This is a genomic window from Congregibacter brevis, from assembly GCF_045689245.1.
GTDB classification, from domain to species: domain Bacteria; phylum Pseudomonadota; class Gammaproteobacteria; order Pseudomonadales; family Halieaceae; genus Congregibacter; species Congregibacter brevis.
In genome coordinates this window covers 2,568,391-2,586,977 of the sequence record NZ_CP136865.1, presented here as the reverse complement: position 1 = coordinate 2,586,977, position 18,587 = coordinate 2,568,391, and the positions used below count along the sequence as shown (strand labels likewise).

17 protein-coding genes and 1 tRNA gene are annotated in these 18,587 nt (G+C 54.7%); 2 read left to right on the top strand and 16 right to left on the bottom strand.

Annotated features, from left to right (window positions below; all coding sequences use genetic code 11):
- Window positions 1-7 precede the first annotated feature (7 nt).
- From tig to R0137_RS11375, 14 genes are all read right to left on the bottom strand, one after another.
- A complete protein-coding gene (gene tig / locus R0137_RS11440; RefSeq protein WP_407326541.1) occupies window positions 8-1,333 on the bottom strand; it encodes a trigger factor in 1,326 nt (441 codons plus the stop codon).
- 56 nt (window positions 1,334-1,389) lie between these two features.
- Window positions 1,390-1,474, bottom strand: a tRNA-Leu gene (locus tag R0137_RS11435).
- Between the two features lie 151 nt (window positions 1,475-1,625).
- Entirely contained in the window at window positions 1,626-2,678 is a 1,053-nt protein-coding gene (locus R0137_RS11430) for a beta-N-acetylglucosaminidase domain-containing protein (RefSeq protein WP_407326540.1), read from the bottom strand.
- 439 nt (window positions 2,679-3,117) lie between these two features.
- Window positions 3,118-3,468, bottom strand: coding sequence for a PilZ domain-containing protein (locus tag R0137_RS11425; RefSeq protein ID WP_008295524.1), 351 nt, complete (start codon window positions 3,466-3,468; stop codon window positions 3,118-3,120).
- A 45-nt stretch (window positions 3,469-3,513) separates the two neighbouring features.
- Window positions 3,514-4,500, bottom strand: a complete 987-nt coding sequence (locus R0137_RS11420; protein ID WP_407326539.1) for a DNA polymerase III subunit delta' — start codon at window positions 4,498-4,500, stop codon at window positions 3,514-3,516.
- Window positions 4,500-5,084, bottom strand: a complete 585-nt coding sequence (gene tmk / locus R0137_RS11415) for a dTMP kinase (protein ID WP_407330011.1) — start codon at window positions 5,082-5,084, stop codon at window positions 4,500-4,502. The genes R0137_RS11420 and tmk overlap by 1 nt, the downstream gene beginning before the upstream one ends.
- Window positions 5,085-5,143: 59 nt before the next feature.
- Complete coding sequence (mltG, locus tag R0137_RS11410) at window positions 5,144-6,178, bottom strand: endolytic transglycosylase MltG (protein ID WP_407326538.1); 1,035 nt, start codon at window positions 6,176-6,178, stop codon at window positions 5,144-5,146.
- Window positions 6,163-6,996: an aminodeoxychorismate lyase gene (gene pabC / locus R0137_RS11405; RefSeq protein ID WP_407326537.1), complete on the bottom strand. Its 834-nt coding sequence runs from the start codon at window positions 6,994-6,996 to the stop codon at window positions 6,163-6,165. Before pabC ends, mltG begins: the two co-directional genes overlap by 16 nt.
- An 8-nt stretch (window positions 6,997-7,004) precedes the next feature.
- Window positions 7,005-8,243, bottom strand: coding sequence for a beta-ketoacyl-ACP synthase II (fabF, locus tag R0137_RS11400; protein ID WP_407326536.1), 1,239 nt, complete (start codon window positions 8,241-8,243; stop codon window positions 7,005-7,007).
- A gap of 152 nt (window positions 8,244-8,395) precedes the next feature.
- On the bottom strand, window positions 8,396-8,632 hold the full coding sequence (gene acpP / locus R0137_RS11395) for an acyl carrier protein (protein WP_008295499.1): 237 nt from the start codon (window positions 8,630-8,632) through the stop codon (window positions 8,396-8,398).
- 106 nt (window positions 8,633-8,738) lie between these two features.
- Window positions 8,739-9,491: a 3-oxoacyl-ACP reductase FabG gene (gene fabG / locus R0137_RS11390; protein ID WP_407326535.1), complete on the bottom strand. Its 753-nt coding sequence runs from the start codon at window positions 9,489-9,491 to the stop codon at window positions 8,739-8,741.
- 24 nt (window positions 9,492-9,515) lie between these two features.
- Window positions 9,516-10,463, bottom strand: coding sequence for an ACP S-malonyltransferase (gene fabD / locus R0137_RS11385; RefSeq protein ID WP_407326534.1), 948 nt, complete (start codon window positions 10,461-10,463; stop codon window positions 9,516-9,518).
- A 188-nt stretch (window positions 10,464-10,651) separates the two neighbouring features.
- On the bottom strand, window positions 10,652-10,834 hold the full coding sequence (rpmF, locus tag R0137_RS11380; protein ID WP_008295495.1) for a 50S ribosomal protein L32: 183 nt from the start codon (window positions 10,832-10,834) through the stop codon (window positions 10,652-10,654).
- Between the two features lie 3 nt (window positions 10,835-10,837).
- A complete protein-coding gene (locus R0137_RS11375; protein WP_407326533.1) occupies window positions 10,838-11,386 on the bottom strand; it encodes a YceD family protein in 549 nt (182 codons plus the stop codon).
- Between the two features lie 79 nt (window positions 11,387-11,465).
- On the opposite strand from R0137_RS11375, the gene R0137_RS11370 reads away from it, so the two are divergent.
- Complete coding sequence (locus tag R0137_RS11370; protein WP_407326532.1) at window positions 11,466-12,068, top strand: Maf family protein; 603 nt, start codon at window positions 11,466-11,468, stop codon at window positions 12,066-12,068.
- Here the strand turns inward: R0137_RS11370 and R0137_RS11365 are convergent.
- Window positions 12,061-12,990: an RluA family pseudouridine synthase gene (locus R0137_RS11365; protein WP_407326531.1), complete on the bottom strand. Its 930-nt coding sequence runs from the start codon at window positions 12,988-12,990 to the stop codon at window positions 12,061-12,063. The two genes, R0137_RS11370 and R0137_RS11365, sit on opposite strands and share 8 nt — an antisense overlap.
- Before the next feature lie 766 nt (window positions 12,991-13,756).
- Between R0137_RS11365 and rne the strand changes: the two genes are divergently transcribed.
- A complete protein-coding gene (rne, locus tag R0137_RS11360) occupies window positions 13,757-16,759 on the top strand; it encodes a ribonuclease E (RefSeq protein WP_407326530.1) in 3,003 nt (1,000 codons plus the stop codon).
- 65 nt (window positions 16,760-16,824) lie between these two features.
- Here rne and R0137_RS11355 read toward each other — a convergent pair whose 3' ends face one another.
- Window positions 16,825-18,540 carry an amidohydrolase gene (locus tag R0137_RS11355; protein WP_407326529.1) on the bottom strand — a complete coding sequence of 572 codons (1,716 nt, stop codon included), beginning with the start codon at window positions 18,538-18,540 and terminating at the stop codon, window positions 16,825-16,827.
- Between the last annotated feature and the right edge of the window lie 47 nt (window positions 18,541-18,587).

Genomic DNA, 18,587 nt, shown 5'->3' with positions numbered 1-18,587 from the left:
AAATGAACTACTGGTTAGCCTGTTGGCCCAGAGCAATGGCTTCCTGATAGGTACACTCAACGTCACTAATCGCCGCTGACTCAAGAAGGCGTTCCACTACTTTGTCTTCCAGTACTTTAGATTCTACGGCTGCAAGTTGCTCTTGGTTGCCAAAATACCAGTTAATTACTTCTTCCGGATCCTGATAAGTTGACGCGATCTCCTCGACGGCAGCGCGCAGAGCTCCTTCATCAGCTTTGAGCTCGTAATGAGCAATAAGTTCTGCCAATACCAAACCAAGCTTCACACGACGCGCAGCGTTTTCGGCAAACATATCGTCGGGAAGGATAGATTTGAGATCCATGCCTTCGGGAGCGGCACCGCCAAACTGCTGAAACATCTGGTTACGAAGCGCGTCGGTCTCTTGAGAGATCAATGCTGCAGGCACCTCCAAGTCTCCGTAGGCTTCTACTACCGCATCCATGACCTGCTTTTTAACACGGGCGTCCACAGCATTACGGAGCTCACGAGCCATGTTCTGTTCGACTTCAGCACGGAACTCTGTTTCGTCATCGCCCTCAAGACCATAGGCTGCGTATAGCTCCGCATCCAGAGGTGCAAGCTGCATCTCTTCGACTTTGTTAACGGTAACTTTGAATTCCACAGCAGCGCCTTTCAGCTCCTCAGCGTGGTAATCCTCAGGAAAGCTCAGCGACAGCACTTTTTCTTCGCCGGCGCTCATACCCACAACACCGTCTTCGAATCCGGGAATCATCTGACCGGAACCAAGCTCCAAATCACTGCCTTCTGCGCTACCACCTTCAAAAGCTTCGCCATCGCGAGTGCCTTCGAAGTCGATATTCACGCGATCGCCGTCCACCGCTGCACGCTCGGCGACTTCCCAGCTACCGCGCTGCTTACGAAAGACTTCAATAATGTTGTCTACATCATCACCGGTTACTTCAGCTGCTGGCTTCTCAACGGGGTAATCCTTGAGTTCCACGACATCGACGTCAGGAAACACTTCAAAAGTAGCGATGTACTCGAGATCTTTGCCCGCATCCATATTGCGAGGTTCGATGGTGGGCTGCCCCGCAGGCTTTAACTTCTCCTGGATAACAGCCTCCTGAAAGCTTCGGCTCATGACTTCGCCAAGTACTTCCTGACGAACACCTGGCCCAAACCGCTGACGCATCACCTTGAGTGGCACTTTACCGGGTCTAAACCCCGGTAGACGCACGTTTTTAACGGCCTCTCGGAGACGTTCATCGACTTGTGAGTCGACAGTTTCGGCCGGTACTCCAACGGTCAGCCGGCGCTCCAGCTTGGACGTTGTTTCTATAGAAACCTGCATAATCTGGTGATCCCTTAAAACTCATTCTTTGGCGAGGCTTTGAACAAGCCCTTGATTGGTGCGGAAGGAGAGACTCGAACTCTCACGTCATAAGACACTGGTACCTAAAACCAGCGCGTCTACCAATTCCGCCACTCCCGCATAACTGACTGGGCATTTGAAGCCTCTTTTGAGCATCAAAAAACCCGCAAAACATTGATATCTCTAGATTTTTATCGGAGACAAGGGCGTTGCCGGGTGCCTCCGAGGGGCGCGATTTTGCCACAGCCGCTCCGCGGCAGCAACATACCTTTCAACTGGTTAAGCAGTCTGGGTCAAATTCGTAGCCTCCGGACAGCCAATCTCGTAATTCTGAAGCCGCCACGGTCTCTCCTGAAGCTGCTACCGCCAGCGCATCGCGCTCTTTATGAGTGATCATATTAAGAGGCGAACGAGACAGCGGCATACAGGCCTCCACCATTTTCTGATCGGTCCCCGCCTCCTCAAGAACTCTATCACGCTCTGGAGCTCGCACACCGTAAACCGCCGGCAGACTAGCCAGAGCAGCCAATGACAACGCTGGCTGGTTCATTGCATTACACCAGTGACTGCCAATAAGCCCACGCAACCCCTCTGCACGCCCCTGCAAAGGATCCACATAGATGTGCGGAGACCGCGCGCGACTATCATTGACCGGATAGTTGTCCCAAATGGCGACATTACCGTTGCAGCTGTCGCTGACGGCTTCTAACGCTTCGGGATCCAGGGAGTCAGAGCACACCTGGGGCCCGGTCCAGAATATTTCGAAGTCGCCCTCAAGCTCAGAATAAAGCTCTTCGACATAATTAGCGGGGCGAGCTCCAAAAATCTCGTCGAGAATCGGATCATCGCTGTAATAAGTCGGACATACGCGCAGCGCCAAATCCGCATCGCTCGCCCAGTGACTCAGATCGTTGCAAATCTCGGCTTGCCTGGCAGCCAGGCTGCCGAGACTACCCGGCATATCGTCAAAAAGAACCGCCAGTCCACTTACCCCCAAATCAATGATTTCGCCAAGTTTCGATTTCAGCGCGGCTTTACTGGAGCCGCCGTAGTCCCGATAAAGCTCAAAGGGCGATAACCCAACGTGAAGCCCAAGCTGGTTGCTCGCACACACGTTCGCTAATTCCAGCAAATGTTTACGCTGGGAATCGGGCCAGGAACGGTGCCAGGATTTGCGCAAGAACGCATCGGCCTTCGGGGCATAGAGGTAGGCTTGAATCCCGACCGCAGGCAACCATCGCGCCATTTGCAGGCGCGATTCTAGTGACCAGGCCCTGCCGTAGAAGCCCTCTATAACCCCAAATATTGGTTTATTTTCTTCCAAGTCGGCGTTTTAGCTCCGTTTAGTTATTAAAAAATTATAGTGATATGCACAAAAGAACTAGTTTTAAGTGAACAAACTATGGAATATTTTTGTTTGTTAGCTTTACTATAGAGGTGACCCCATTTCCTCGCAGGAATGGTTTGTCACCGGAACAAACCCAATGTTCCGTAGTGAAGGATTAAGTTCCTTTATGTTTCACTCCTAATGGTCTTATTGGGCTCCTCTTGGAGCCCACTTTTTTGCCCTGAATTCATATAATTCAATGCCTTACATCATATATCTAGAAATAAAATCACCCAAGAGAATTCCACTCTCTCCGAACCATCAGACCTAAAAGTCTGGGGCAATGGAGGTAAAATCGAGGTGAAGTAAAGGTAAAGTGAATTCTAGATTACGGCTCGCCACTTATGTAAACCCGTTCCAAGGGAGCACACCCCACTTACATCGTATGCGTGGGGCGATCCGATGTGAGCATGCCTGCCAGGTGCTCTTCTATCTTCGAATTGGCAGCAGCGTCCTGCTCAGAGAACTGCACGCCTATACCTGAGGTTCTGTTCCCTTGCGCTCCGCGCGGGGTAACCCAGACGACCTTACCAGCGATGGGAATTTTGTCGGGCTCCTCCATAAGTGTCAGCAGCATGAACACCTCGTCGCCAATTTCGTAACTTTTATTGGTGGGGACGAATAGCCCGCCGTTTTTTATAAACGGCATATACGCTGAATAAAGGACCGCTTTGTCCTTTATGGTCAGAGAGAGTATTCCCTGATGGCCTGATGATTGTTCATTCATGATGCTAGAAACATGTGATGAGCAGCCGTGAGTGTAGCATTGCGTTTAATGCTCCCATAGCCCGTTGAGAGTTGAAGTCGCGCTAAATCGAAGCAGATCGACATTGGGGTTGGTTCCACTTCTCTTTGCAGCGCGCAAGCGACCAATATTATCCAACGCTGCAAAGCCTCGGAGCGCGTGTCCCGTTCGAAGCTCCTCTGTCGGTAGCTCTCGCAGCCAACGCTGGAGCACTGATTCCAGAACATCGAGAGCATCAGCAGGCTCAACCGCCGCAATAGCCTGCTCGAGTCTTAAGGATTTTGCGCGCCTTTGGATCATCTCTTGAGCAGCGTGTTGAAGGCCAAGCAGCGCATCGCGCTCCTCCCCCTCCAGCTTGTCTAGCGCGTCCAAGGGTCTACCACCACAAAGCTCAAGCATCGCTGTGACTCCATCAGTGCCGAGGTCGCTTTGAGGCGAGGAATCCGCCAGCCACTCACTCGCGGTAGATATCGTTGGTGAGGGCAACTGCCAACGCTGACAGCGGGAACGTATCGTCGCCGGGAGGGGGTACCCGCGGGCAGACACCATAATGATGAAGGTCTCAGATGAAGGCTCTTCCAGACATTTCAAAAATGCATTGAATGCAGCGGTGGTCAGGGATTCTGCCGGGGATATCACGATTAGCTTGTACTGACCCAAGGTCGGGGTCGCCGTCGCAAAACGAATCACCTCCCGTATCGCGTTTATTCCTATTGCTTTGCCTTCTTCAGCTGGCACCACACTGAGAAAATCGGGATGCGCCCCCGAAGCACTTAGCGTGCAGGTCTTACATTGACCACAATTTCCTTCCGCACTCCTCTCACTACACAGTAGAAAGCGCGCTAGAGCTAAGCCCAAACGATTGCGACCTGTGCCGGGCTGACCTTCCAGCAGCATGGCGTGAGGTAAGCGCTGTTTCTCAAATAGCGTCGCAAAACTCTCCCAGCTCGCTGTATGCCAGGGAAGACACCGGGATTGCCCGGGGGGAAGTACAAGTGGGGGCAATTCCGGCATCAAACTTCCACCAAAGGAGGACAGGCTATGAGATCGTTGACGAGCGCCTGCAAGGCCTGCTCTACATCGGGAAGAGGCGCCGAGGCGTCGATAATCTGATAACGACCGCTGCTACGCTTAGCTCTGGCTAGGTAGGACTGCCTCACTCGCTCAAAAAAAGCGTGATCCTCCAACTCAAAGCGATCCAGCGCTCCCCTACCGCGCGCCCGGGCGATGCCAACATCAGCTGGAACATCGAGCAACAGCGTCACATCGGGCCGCAGCTCACCCTGTACTAATTCTTCCAGAACTGCCACGGGTTCATCGCCCATTTGTCTTCCTGCGCCCTGATAAGCATAGGTCGCGTCAGTGAAGCGATCGCAGAGCACCCACTTCCCTCGCTGCAGTGCTGGAAGAATGCATTCAGCGAGGTGCTGAGCACGCGCTGCAAACATCATCAGCAACTCTGCAGTTGGGTCAATTTCCGTATCCGAGGGAGCCAGTAAAGTCTCCCGCAGCTGCTCGCCCAACTGGGTTCCTCCGGGCTCTCGGGTGCATACGAGGTCTACGTTCGCCTCCTGCAGCCGCCGCATAATGAAGGCCATCGCTGTGCTTTTACCAGCGCCCTCACCACCTTCCAAGGTAATAAATAGTCCTCGTTGACTCACTGCTCACTGCCCTTGGGCGCCGAACGATAGTTGGCGCGTCGCGATAACTGAAACTGGCGCACAGCCGCCTGATGTTCTTCAAGCGTTGCGCTAAATTTATGGCTGCCGTCACCCCGTGCTACGAAGTAAAGCGCGTCGCCATCCTGAGGATCTACGGCTGCCATCAGCGCCGCTCTTCCCGGCAAGGCAATGGGTCCTGGGGGCAGACCATGGTGCCGATAGCTATTGTAGGGGTTACTTTCGTCGCTCAGGTGTTTACGTTGCAGATTACCCTGAAATGCACTGCCAAGCCCATAAATCACTGTTGGGTCTGTCTGCAGACGCATTCCTCGTTGTAACCGACGAACAAAAACTCCGCCTATCGTTGGACGCTCAGCCGCCAAGCCGGTTTCTTTTTCGATGATGGAGGCCATTACCAGCGCTTCGTAAGGGTCGTCATAAGGCAGGTCTGACTGGCGTTGATTCCAGACATCAGCCAGGGTCTCCTCCATCATACGGTGCGCCTCGGTGAGTACATCAAGGTCGCTATCGCCTCTTTCATACTGGTAGGTTTCTGGTAAGAAATAGCCTTCAGCTACTGCCGCGGGGGCCACCAGCGCTATCAATTGTGGGTCATCGCTTTGCTCGAGCACGGGGTTAATTCCATCGCTATTTTGGATTAGCTCCAAAGCATCCTGAAGCGTTATTCCCTCGGGCAAAGTCACGAGATAACGAACGGTGTCACCGCTTTGCAGCAGCTCAAGAAGGCCTTTGGGAGTCGTGCCTGCTTCCAGACGATATTCACCCAGCAGAATACGACTGTCTGCGCCCAGAAAACGGCCAGACCAATTAAACAAGCGCTCTTGCTTCAGTACCCCGGTGTTAGCTAGACGACGGGACAAGCGACTCAAGCTATCACCCGGCTCCACATAGACCACCAAACCGTCTTCGGGAACATCCAGAGGGCTCTCCCACCAACCGGCCACCCAGCGTACAGCGATAAAAACGCTGATCAACAGGGCGCCTACGGCGATGACTACATAGCGCTGCATTGCCGAGCCTCCTCGTAGTACGTGCACTGCAACCGATTGAGCACATCATTGGGCTCGAAAACCCGATGCTCCCAGCGCGCAACACGGCGAATGCCCATAATACTGTTGCATAAAAACATCCCATCCGCAGAGGACAAGTCCTCATGCTTAAGGGGAACTTCGCGGACTGACAGCCCCAAGCGCCCCGCCAAGCTGTCAATGATAAGCCGCCGACGCGTCCCCAAAACACCACTGCGTTCACAAGGTGATGTCAGTAACCCATCACCCCTAAGAACAAACAGGTTGGCGTTACTGGAGCATTGATAAACATCCGCAGCGTTACAAAGCACGACATCGTCAACGCCCCGCTCAATCGCCTCAGCGGCAGCCAGGACCTGTTCCAGCCGATTGCAGTGTTTAATGCCCGCTAACAGCGGCTGGTCTCCCATAACAATCGACGATGTAGATATGTTCGCCGCAGGCAGTGGAACAAAGGGATCTCTAGCTAATGCACTGTGGGTCGCAGTAATTCTCGCACCAGCATTCACGGATGGCGCATAGCCCCGTTCGGTGGAGCTTCTACTTACGGTGACGCGCAGTACCCCAGCGGTGGCGAGAGAGCGCTGAGCTCCATCCTGAATGGCTTGCCTAACGTCCTCCATTTCCACTTCTATGCCAAGCCGTTTGGCGCCCAGCGCCATTCGGTCTTCGTGCAAATCGCGCCAAAGTGCTACGCCATTCACCACAAGCAACGTTTCGAAAACCCCATCGCCATAGAGGAAAGATCGGTCGGTGGCGGGCACCGACAGGGATTGATTCTCAGGCCCTGTCGGGTCCAAGGGAGTGCCTAGACGCGTCCGAAAATCAACGAACCGTTAGTGCCACCAAAGCCAAAGGAATTTGAGAGGCTGTGGGTAATAGTCATCTCGCGGGCTGTGTGTGGCACGTAGTCCAGAACGCAGCCCTCCCCGGGCTTATCCAGGTTTATAGTGGGAGGCGCCACCTGATCACGAATGGCCAGCACGGCAAACACTGCTTCTACCGCTCCCGCTGCGCCCAACAGGTGTCCGATCATCGACTTGGTCGAGCTCACAGCAACCGTTGAAGCCGCGGTACCAAAAACTGACTCAACAGCTCTGCTTTCAGCGACGTCGCCGGCGAGCGTCGACGTGCCATGAGCGTTTACATACTCGATGACGCTAGGGTCAATCTCTGCGTCGAGTAAAGCGTTGCGCATAGCGTCCGCAGCGCCACGCCCGTCTTCCGGGGGTAATGTCATGTGGTAGGCATCACCACTCATTCCAAAGCCGCTCAGCTCGGCAAAAATCTGCGCTCCCCGAGCTTTCGCGCTTTCGTATTCTTCAAGAAACATCATGCCCGCGCCGTCACCCAGCACGAAGCCATCGCGGTCGGCATCCCAGGGCCTGGACGCAGCCTCTGGATCGTCATTGCGCGTGGACAGCGCCCGCGCAGCAGCGAATCCACCCAAGCCAACTTTTGTCGTTGCCATTTCAGCGCCACCAGCCACCATCGCGTCGGCGTCTCCTTGGGCGATCATTCGCGCTGCAAGCCCGATGTTATGCGTACCGCTTGTGCAAGCCGTGACAATCGCGATATTCGGTCCACGCATGCCGTAGCGCACAGACAAGTTGCCAGAGATCATATTGATGATTGAGCCCGGCACAAAAAATGGCGATATGCGTCGGGGGCCACTGCTGTTAACAATTTCTGAGTTTTTCTCGATCTGCCCAATACCGCCAATACCTGAGCCAATGGCGCAGCCAATACGCCCCGCATTCTCTTCAGTGACTGTGAACCCGGAATGCTCAATCGCCTGAATACCCGCGGCCATGCCGTACTGCACAAAGGTGTCCATTTTTCGGGCGTCTTTGGCAGAAAGATACGTCTCTATATCAAAGTCTCTGACGCTGGAACTAAAGCGCGTGCTGTAGGCATCAACATCGAAGGTTTCGATGGGAGCAGCGCCACTGCGCCCGGCCAATATGGATGCCCAGCTTGATTCAACGTCGTGACCCACGGGAGTGACCAACCCCATTCCCGTCACAACTACGCGTCTTCCCTTCACTATCTCTCTCCCTTCACTATCAATCCAGTGCGCGATTTCTTAATCGATTCACTGTCAACTTATGGAGCTTATACAAACAGAAAAGCCGTGATACCTGGCGGTAGTCACGGCTCTCATTGTGCTACAAGCGCGGAAACGCGCTCGCAGTGCCCTCAGGAGAGGTGCTCGTTGATATAGTCAATAGCCAGCTTCACGGTCGTGATTTTCTCGGCTTCCTCGTCAGGAATTTCGGTTTCGAATTCCTCTTCGAGCGCCATTACCAGCTCTACTGTGTCAAGCGAGTCTGCACCGAGGTCCTCTACGAACGAAGCCTCCGTCTGTACTTCTTCTTCTTTGACGCCGAGCTGCTCAGCGACGATTTTTTTTACGCGTTCTTCAATGCTGCTCATGATCCTCGAATACTCCTGCTTAAGGAAAACCTACATTCCCAATGAAATCGGGCAGGTGCGAAGTCTACCGGTTTTTTACTATCCGGCATACACCTTCCCCAAAACATTAAGCCATGTACATACCACCGTTTATGTGAATTGTTTCACCCGTTATATACGCTGCCGAGTCACTGCACAAAAATGCGACCAGAGCACCGATTTCTTTTGCATCCCCCAAACGTGCCAGAGGTATTTGAGACAACATTGCATGGCGTTGATCTTCGCTCAGCGCTGCTGTCATGTCAGTGTCGATAAATCCCGGCGCTACTGCATTTACCGTGACGTTTCGTGCACCAATTTCTCGAGCCAAGGCGCGGGAAAAGCCCTCTGCACCAGCCTTGCTCGCCGCATAATTACTTTGGCCGGCATTACCCATAGACCCAACAACCGATGTGATATTCACTATGCGGCCCCAGCGCGCTTTGGTCATACCCCGAAGCGCTGCTTTAGAAGTCTTGAACAAGGCAGTGAGATTTGTATCCATGACTCCTTGCCACTCGTCATCCTTCATTCGCATTAAAATATTGTCCCGCGTAATACCGGCGTTGTTGACCAGGATCAGGGGGGCACCAAAGCGTTCGTTAATCGCGGCAAGCACTGCGGCTACGCTTTCAGGATCTGCAACATCGAGACGCATGCCCGCGCCTCCGGTAACACTCAGACGATCATCAATGGCTTCTGCGCCCGCGTCGCTTGTCGCTGTACCTATGACCGTATGGCCCTCGGCCGCTAGAGCATCGGCGATAGCTTGGCCGATCCCGCGACTGGCGCCTGTTACGAGCGCAACGCGCGACACGCTGCTTTGAGATGCTTCGGACATAGTCTTTCCCCAGCGTTCCTTAGATTAATCAGCCAGCTCAGTAACCGCGGACAACAGATCATCCGGAGCTTCCAAATAAACGCAGCTAGCGCTCTTGTCTATGCGTCTTAACAGTCCGCCCAGAACCTTGCCGGCCCCGCACTCCGCAAATTGTACAGCGCCCATGGACTGCAAAGTTGCAACGCACGACGTCCAACGTACGGGCGCAGAAATTTGCTGTACCAGCAAATCGCGGATGCTCTCTGGATCTTCTTCGGTTTGCGCGTGAACGTTGTGCACGACGGGAATCTCGGGCTTGGCTATCGAGATTCCCTGCAGCACTTCAGCAAGTCTTTCACCCGCTGGCAGCATCAAAGCCGTATGGAAAGGTGCGCTGACAGGCAGAGGCATGGCACGCTTCGCTCCGGCAGCTTTAAGCGCCGTAATTGCACCATCTACCGCTGCACTGTGGCCAGCGATGACCACTTGGCCAGGTGCGTTAAAATTCACCGCCTGGACCACACCGCCGTCACTGCCTGATATATCTTCGCAGATTGCAGTAACCTGCTCATCGTCCAGTCCCAGAATCGCAGCCATTGCGCCAACACCGACGGGAACTGCTGTTTGCATGAAACGACCGCGCTCACGCACTAGTGAAACTGAATCTCTCAAGCTAATGGCCCCGGCACAGCACAGAGCAGAAAACTCTCCAAGGCTATGGCCCGCCATCGCCGCCGGCCGAGCACCGACCTTCGCTTCCCAGACCCGCCATAGCGCGACGGATGCAGCCAGTAATGCTGGCTGCGTGAACTCAGTAAGATTAAGTTGCTCGGGATCGCCGCTGCTGACCAAGGCGTGAAGATCAAAGCCAAGCGCATCGGAAGCTTCTTCAAACACCTGCGCCGCTTCGGCAAACTGCTCCGTTGCGTCGGCGAGCATGCCGATACGCTGGCTACCCTGACCAGGAAACAAAAACGCGAGATCTTGACTCATGGTTTACCTCCAAAGATGCCGGGCAGCTGAACCTGCAACGGCATTACACGGGTCTAGCAACGAATACGGCACCCAGTTCAAACCAAGCCGACTTGTTCGTCGCGCTGTGCTTGTCCAAAGGTGCCGCTATAAAGCTACTTGCGTGCCAGGCGAAAGCGCGCCTGATCTGGTTACCAAAAACAGGTGACTTAGTCGTCAGAGCCTGTTTCAACCACTTTTTTGCCGCGGTAAAAACCGTCAGCAGTCACGTGGTGGCGACGATGGGTCTCACCAGTTGTCTGATCAACGTTCAACGTTGGTCCACTCAGCGAGTCGTGCGAACGACGCATACCACGCCGCGAACGGGTCTTTTTACTCTTCTGAACAGCCATGAGCTATTTCTCCTTCGTGTCGTCGTTATTCAACAACGACGACAAAACACTAAAAGGGTTAGCCGACACTTCCTCGGACAACCCCAGTTCTTGATCTTCTGACCGGCCCTGCCGATCACTCTTCGGTGGCTCGCACTCACCATCCGGGTGGTACGCCACCACTGGCAAGGCCAGCGCCAATTCTTCCTCAGCCAGCTCCCAGAGATCCACATCATCAACCGCAATAAGTGGCTCCAGGCCCGCTGATAACTGCTTCGCCTGCTCGTCGCCCGGCACGATGCCCAGACGGCTATTCCCTGACAACTCGCAAATCACCGGTTGCAGGCAGCGCTGACATTCCAGCACCACTTTTCCCTGCATTTCGACGGCGGCAAATTGCTGCCCGTCGTCGTTTTCTCCGAACTCTACAACCACCTCAATTTCTGGTGAAGCCGGATCCAACAACTCCGCGAACTGCGGGATTTGCTCGGCTCCAAGGCTTCCTTCATAACGCGCCGAACGGGTCACTGCTTTTCGGATATTGACCGTATTCGGGAGGGGGGCTGCCAACATGGCGGCGCACTATAGTGATCACCCCCTCACTTGTCAAAAAAATCTTTACAATCCCGAGCGTTAGCTAAACCATAGCTCGATGGAATTATCTCAGAGTACGACCCTGATCCTGGCATCCACCTCAAAGTATCGGAGGGCCCTTTTGGAGCGTCTTGCTATCCCATTTAGCTGCGCGGACCCAAAGACCGCTGAAACAGCCTATGAAAACGAAGCGCCAGAAGCCTTGGCACGGCGCCTCGGGGACGAGAAAGCACTCGCAATATCGACCATGTACCCCAATGCCATCGTCATCGGGAGCGATCAGGTCGCAGCATTATCTGAAAAGCTAATAGGCAAACCTGGAAGCGTGCCGGCAGCTGAGGCACAACTGCGACTCTGTAGCGGGCAGGCGGTGCACTTCTTTACTGCCGTGAGTTTCGCACGGAACGGGCATGTGGTGGCCCAACGATGCGTCCCCACCACGGTGAGGTTCAGAGAACTCTCAGCTGCCGAGATTGCCGACTACGTTCAACGAGAGCAGCCCCTGGATTGCGCAGGAAGCTTCCGCTGGGAAGGACTGGGGATTTGTTTGTTCACATCGCTGGAAAGTGATGACCCGACCGCTTTGGAGGGGCTACCATTAATCGCGACCTGCGACGAGCTGCGAAAGTTAGGCATAAATCCATTAAAAACAACTATTTAGAGAGCTTTTTTAATACCACATCAAGCTCCTCATCTAGCGGAGCATTGAGCGCGTAAGACTGATCATTGAGCACAAAAGACAGTGATTCTGCGTGCAAAAACAATCGTCTGAGCTGCAATTTCTGCGCTAAACCTTCGCTGCGTGCACTTTGATACTTGCCATCGCCAAGCAGTGTGTGGCCGGCATGCAAAGCGTGAACACGGATTTGATGTGTTCTTCCCGTCAGAGGTCGCGCCTGAACCAAGGTGGCATCGGCGAAACTGTCGCGCACTCTGAACTCTGTCGCTGAGGGCTTACCCTCCTTCGAAACCTTTACCTGTCGCTCCCCGGACTTCCGCTCAAAGCGCTGGAGAGGTGCTTCCACCAAGCGCAAATGCCGCGGCCAAGATCCCTCGACCAGAGCAAGATAGCGTTTATCTATCTTCCCCTGGCTTCTCAACAGCTCGTGCAAAGCCCGCAAGGCAGCGGGTTTCTTAGCTATCAGAATGAGGCCTGACGTTTCTCGATCAAGACGATGCACAAGCTCCAGGAACCGAGCCTCTGGGCGCATCGTGCGCAAGGTCTCGATTAAACCAAATTGAAGGCCGCTACCTCCGTGTACAGCGATTCCCGAGGGTTTATTGATCGCTAAAAGATGCTCGTCCTCAAATACAATGCGCGAAGCAAGGCGCTCCTGCCACCCGCTTGGCGCTACGCCGGGCTCCCGGGGCTCCGGAGCGGATAGGGGCGGCAAACGCACAATATCCCCGAGTAGCAACCGCCTATCAGGCTTCACACGCCCCTTATTGACCCTAATCTCCCCCTTGCGCATGGCGCGATAGAGCCGGGTCTTGGGAATCGCCGGGCACTCTCGAAGCACAAAGTTATCGAGACGCTGCCCCTCTCCCCGCTCATCAACGGTTAGAAAGCGCACAGCGCTCATGTCATGAGTCCCCGTAAGCGTTTGGAAAGCTTAAGCATTAGCTAATTCAACGTCCTTCTTTTATTTGAGCAGAAGCAAGCTAGCTGCTAGTATGCTGCGCGAGCAACGGATTTGACGCAACAACCTTTCCCGACAGGCCCTTCTAACAGCTGACTCATTCAGCTGACTCGTTCAGCTGACTTATTGGCAGTTTCACTTAATGAGTTATTAGCGGGTCCCTGGCTAGAACAAGCGTTGGAGAAAGGCACTTGATTACCGCCAAGAGAATCCACTGCCGGAATTATACGATGCTACGCAAGTATGAGACGAATGACCGCTTGCACAGCCCGATTTGAAAAGAAAACAAAGAGTTTACAGAAGGCTTTTTGCTGAGCTCGCAGTCCTAAAGAGCGGACCGTTCTAACAAACGGAAACAGGATCAGGCACCGGAGTGACGGGAGCCGTCCATGAGGTACTCAAGGGGACTTATAGCCCGACGGTTACACGGGCTGGGAAAGAAATTTCCTGAGGACGAAGCAAGGCAAGAAGCCCCCGATTGCAACACCAAAGAGACAGGGTTGCCGGGGCAAGACCAGAATTAGCACTGAACGGCAGCAAACGCTGACCGCTCGGAGATAACAACTAGTGCAGTAAAACCGCCGTCTCACGGCTTGGCCTTTACTGCAGCGTACGAAGTGAGTTCGCTGGTTTACGAAGTCGTAAACAGGCAATTCGCAGGTACGCACTGGCATGCGCCGGCTAAACCCCACGAGAGGTTTAGTTAGACATGAAGAAAATGCTTATCAATGCTACGCACGCAGAAGAAATGCGCGTAGCACTCGTCGACGGCCAGAAGCTTTACGATCTGGATATCGAAAACAGAACCCGCCTGCAAAAGAAAGCCAACATCTACGTTGGCAAAATCACCCGAGTTGAACCCAGCCTGGAAGCGGCGTTTGTCGATTTCGGCGCGGAACGCCACGGCTTCCTGTCCGTCAAGGAAATCGCCCGTGAATACTTTTATCGCAACCCGAAAGACATAGACGGTAAGTTTTCAATTCGCGATGTGGTGAAGGAAGGCACCCGACTGATAGTACAAGTCGATAAGGAAGAACGCGGCAATAAAGGCGCAGCACTAACAACGTTTATCAGTCTGCCCGGGCGGTACATGGTGCTCATGCCCAACAACCCCCGTGCCGGTGGCATCTCCCGTCGCATTGAAGGTGACGATAGAGCCGAGTTACGCGAAGCCCTCAGCGCGCTCGACATCCCTGATGGTATGGGTGTCATCATCCGTACCGCCGGTGTGGGACGTTCAGCCGAGGAGCTCCAATGGGATTTGAACTACCTTCTGCAACTATGGGAGGCCGTGAGCAAAGCAGGCGAAGAGAACAGGTCTCCGGTACTGCTTTATCAGGAGAGCAACGTCATCATTCGCGCTGTGCGCGATTACCTGAGAGATGATGTAGACCAGGTTCTCATCGATTCTCCGGATGCCTTCAAGCAGGCCATGGACTTCGTCAGCATGGTGATGCCCAAGTACCAGCAGCGCATCAAGCTTTATGAAGACAATATCCCCCTCTTCAATCGATTCCAGATTGAGAGCCAGATCGAGTCCGCCTTCCAACGGGAGGTGAGATTGCCCTCCGGCGGCTCTATTGTTATCGACCCCACAGAGGCCTTGGTCTCTATCGACATCAACTCTGCCCGCGCGACCAAGGGTGTAAACATTGAAGAAACCGCGCTTCAAACTAACCTTGAAGCTGCCGACGAAGTGGCGAGACAACTGCGACTCCGTGATATGGGTGGACTGGTTGTTATCGATTTCATCGATATGCTCGCGGCGCGCAATCAGCGCGCGGTCGAAAACCGCATGCGTGACGCTTTGGCCATTGATCGTGCCCGTGTACAGGTAGGACGAATATCGCGTTTTGGACTACTGGAGATGTCCCGCCAGCGTCTGCGGCCCTCCCTGGGCGAGACTAGCGCGATTGTATGCCCCCGCTGCACGGGACAAGGCAGTATTCGCGACACCAAGTCCCTGTCCCTATCGATTCTCCGTCTTCTTGAAGAGGAAGCCATCAAAGATCGTAGTGCTGAAGTCCGCGCTATCGTGCCTGTTGATGTGGCTGCCTATTTACTCAACGAAAAACGCGTCGCTTTAAGCGAAATCGAGTCCCTAACGCGAGTTCGTGTACTGGTAATCCCGAATCCAAATCTCGAAACGCCGCACTTTGAAGTGACACGCCTGCGTGACGATGAAGTCGATGGAGATCAGCAAACCAGCTACAAAGTCGATATTGCAGTACCCGATGCAGACAGCATTTCTGATTCCCATGACAACAGCCTCCCCAGCCAGGAAGCGCTGGTGCAAACCATCGCACCGACCGCGGCCCCAGCCCCTGTGGAGGCCGTTGAAAGCGAAGCTCCTGCGTCGGTCGCGGCAACCGCAGCGGTAGCCGGAGCAGCAGTTGCTGCGAAGCCCGGTTTGGCTCAGCGTCTTTGGGTGAGCTTCTTTGGTGATCCCAACGCGGAGTCAGAGGAAGCCACCGCCGAGGCTAAGAAAGAAGCGCCGGCTCCTGCAGCCGAGACCAAGAAGTCTGATAGCGAAGCATCGGAAGATGACCGACCTAAGCGAAATAGAGGCCGTCGTCGCCGAGGCGGTCAGGGCCGCAACCAAAATCGCAACGGTGATGCTCAAGAGCAAAGCGCAGAAACTACTAGCGCCGAAGCAACAGCCGACGCCGGCGAAGCAAATGCGGACGTCTCCTCGGATAGCGAAGGTAACGAAAAGTCAGAAGATGGCACTCGCCGTCGACGCCGTCGCCGCTCTCGCGGAGGCCGCCGCACAGGAACCGAGAATCAAGAGAGCACCGGAGATAACACCACTACCGAAGCTGGCGAAGCGGACGAAGCAAGCGCAGCAGACGGTGAAGGTGATACAGACTCAGCTGACAACTCCAAACCCAGGAAGCGTCCTAGTGACCAGCGTCGCGGAGAACCTCGCCGCCGTCGTCGTCGCCCTGTAGCCGCGGCAACGGATGCAACCGCAGAAGCCGTCGCAGCTGCAACAGGTGCTACCGCCACTGATCCTTCGGGCGAAGAATTCGCGACAACTGCGGCAGCGGAGGCGGCTGATGAAGCTGTTTCTACATCCAAGGTTTCCGCCGGTACGGTCGCCGGCTCAAGTGCGGTTGTAGGCATGGCAGAACATGCCGCAGGCATCACAGCAGCTGACACGGACGCGGCATCTGAAGCGAAACCCTCCGATGAAGCGATCGCTCAAACTCAAGTGGATAGCGATGACAGCAGTCAGGTAGCGGCATCCCCCGAAAGCGCTAGCGAAGAATCGATCGCTCCCGCCGTTGCCAGCACCAGTATCGAAGCCGCCATGGGCTTAGCCCCGGAGCCCGCCCGTCAGGAGCGTCCTGCTACAGAATATGCTCCGGCCGAAGACGCCCTTACGACTGCGGACGCGGAAAGCAGTGAGCCTCAGAGTATTGATGAGACCGAGACTCAGTCTGAACTGCAGCCAGAGCCAGCTACCGCCGGCCTTTCTGTGGAAGCCGAAGCCGCCAATGCGCCGGGTAATGGCGTAAATGAACAGGGCCGAGCGGTGAACGACCCTCGCGTCGCCCCGGCCCCCGTGCAAGAACTGCACATCGAAACTGGACAAATAGTGCTGTTCTCAGAGACACCGGCGCCAGCTGTGGCTGCACCGGATCGGCAAGTACCACGCGCTAGCAATGATCCACGAGGACCCAAAGACGCGCGCAGCGCCGAAGGGTAATCAGCCACACAGACTAAGCGAACCGCGAGCCTCTAATCAACAACACTCAGGGGCTTGCGGTATTCTCAGGGCGACTCAAAAACTATCTCTCCATCCACCATGGTGAGGACAACTCTGGTTTCGTGGATTCCATGAGCGTCCAGGGAAAACAGGTCCCGATTCAGCACAACCATGTCTGCTTGCTTTCCAGGCGTTATAGAGCCGATCTCCTTCTCTAGCCCCAACTGATACGCACCATCAATGGTGTAGCCCCGAATTGCTTGCTCGAGGGTAATTCTCTCATCAACAGGGGGCTGAGGCAGATAATCTTTATCTCCTGGTGGCTGACGCGTCAGCGCCATTTCAATATTGAACACCGGGTTCATGCCATCAAGGCCTATCCAGCTCGCAGGAAAGTCGCTTCCTAGCGTCACTTTTCCGCCAGCCGCCGCAATAGAATTGAGTGGATACATATGCGCCAGTCTCTCCTCTCCAAGGTAAGCCAAAGCAATATCGTCGTAGGCGTACCAAGTGGGCGTGGACTGCACGATGACATCAAGCTCGCCAAAGCGAGGAACATCGGCTGGATTCACGACTTGAGCATGGCAGATAGTAAAACGGCTCGTGCTGTCGGGATGTTCTGAACGGGCGTATTCCACGAGATCAAGGCCCATACGCACTGCTCCGTCTCCAATCGCGTGCAGGTGCACATCAATCTTTTGCTCCGCTGCCGCGGCAATCACTTCTTTGGTTTTATCAAGAGGAACCAAAGGTTCTGCGCGATGCCCTGGCGGCTCTAGATAAGGTTCAATGGTATACGCGGTTTGCGCTTCCACAGTGCCATCAAGGGATACCTTTAGCACCTCGACGTCAAAAAACTCATGCTCGTAATCGCGAGAAAGTCTGCTGAGGTCATCCATCGCCGTACGGAGTCCTCGCTCACTGTTGACATAATGAGACCCGACGATGCGCACGGGCAGTTTTCCTTCATCAGCGCGTCCGCCCATGAATCGAAACAGCTGTCCGTCCCCTTCGATCATACCCGCGTCAAATGCGGCTGTGATCCCCATCGCAGACATGCTGGCGAAAAACTCGTCTGCCGACCTGTCGAGGATTTCGGCATCAATCACGCCCAGAGACTCGGCCACCCAGCCAAAGGCCTCCCCCTCGATCAACCAACCGGTGGGGCTACCGTCGGGATAACGACGATAAAAATGCGCGCCGGGTTTAGGATCAGGCGTATCTGCCGTAAGCCCTACCGCGTCCATGGCGACAGTGTTTACCCACGCAGAGTGAAAGCCCTCATCAAAGATGATCACGGCCCGATCAGACACTACGCTATCAAGATCTTTGGCAGTGGGCCCCTCGGGACCAAAGGCCGCCCCTAAAAAGCCTGTGCCAATAAGTGGATCTTGGTCTGGGTACTCCTGTGCGTGCTGGGCAATGGTCTCCAAGGCCTCTGAGCGCGTCATGTCAGGCGACAGGCTCGCAGCAAATAGATAAGGCAGTGTGGATCCAACATGCATATGGCTATCAATGAACCCCGGAAGGAGCAACTTACCCGCAAGGTCCCGGCGCTGCGTGTTGGGTCCGACAAAGGTGTCTACCCCAGCGTCACTGCCGACATAGACGATCGTGTCTCCCCTAATCGCTACCGCTTCTGCCCAAGGCGCTGCCTCGTCCATGGTGTAGATCTTCGCTCCGTAGAACACGAGATCCGCTGCGTCTTCCTGTGCGGACACTGAGTATGTGCAGGTAAAGGCAATCAGCACCGAGAGATATCGCAAGTAATAGCGCGCCATAATGACTCCTTATTGGGTGGCCCTTCAGTTGTGAGGCTTCATTGGCT

Bases quoted from the DNA above. Each gene is read 5' to 3' on its own strand.
- tig (WP_407326541.1), bottom strand. From the start codon at position 1,333: ATGCAGGTTTCTATAGAAACAACGTCCAAGCTGGAGCGCCGGCTGACC.
- R0137_RS11425 (WP_008295524.1), bottom strand. From the start codon at position 3,468: ATGAATGAACAATCATCAGGCCATCAGGGAATACTCTCTCTGACCATA.
- R0137_RS11420 (WP_407326539.1), bottom strand. From the start codon at position 4,500: ATGCCGGAATTGCCCCCACTTGTACTTCCCCCCGGGCAATCCCGGTGT.
- tmk (WP_407330011.1), bottom strand. From the start codon at position 5,084: ATGGCCTTCATTATGCGGCGGCTGCAGGAGGCGAACGTAGACCTCGTA.
- mltG (WP_407326538.1), bottom strand. From the start codon at position 6,178: ATGCAGCGCTATGTAGTCATCGCCGTAGGCGCCCTGTTGATCAGCGTT.
- acpP (WP_008295499.1), bottom strand. From the start codon at position 8,632: ATGAGCAGCATTGAAGAACGCGTAAAAAAAATCGTCGCTGAGCAGCTC.
- fabG (WP_407326535.1), bottom strand. From the start codon at position 9,491: ATGTCCGAAGCATCTCAAAGCAGCGTGTCGCGCGTTGCGCTCGTAACA.
- fabD (WP_407326534.1), bottom strand. From the start codon at position 10,463: ATGAGTCAAGATCTCGCGTTTTTGTTTCCTGGTCAGGGTAGCCAGCGT.
- rpmF (WP_008295495.1), bottom strand. From the start codon at position 10,834: ATGGCTGTTCAGAAGAGTAAAAAGACCCGTTCGCGGCGTGGTATGCGT.
- R0137_RS11375 (WP_407326533.1), bottom strand. From the start codon at position 11,386: ATGTTGGCAGCCCCCCTCCCGAATACGGTCAATATCCGAAAAGCAGTG.
- R0137_RS11370 (WP_407326532.1), top strand. From the start codon at position 11,466: ATGGAATTATCTCAGAGTACGACCCTGATCCTGGCATCCACCTCAAAG.
- R0137_RS11365 (WP_407326531.1), bottom strand. From the start codon at position 12,990: ATGAGCGCTGTGCGCTTTCTAACCGTTGATGAGCGGGGAGAGGGGCAG.
- rne (WP_407326530.1), top strand. From the start codon at position 13,757: ATGAAGAAAATGCTTATCAATGCTACGCACGCAGAAGAAATGCGCGTA.
- R0137_RS11355 (WP_407326529.1), bottom strand. From the start codon at position 18,540: ATGGCGCGCTATTACTTGCGATATCTCTCGGTGCTGATTGCCTTTACC.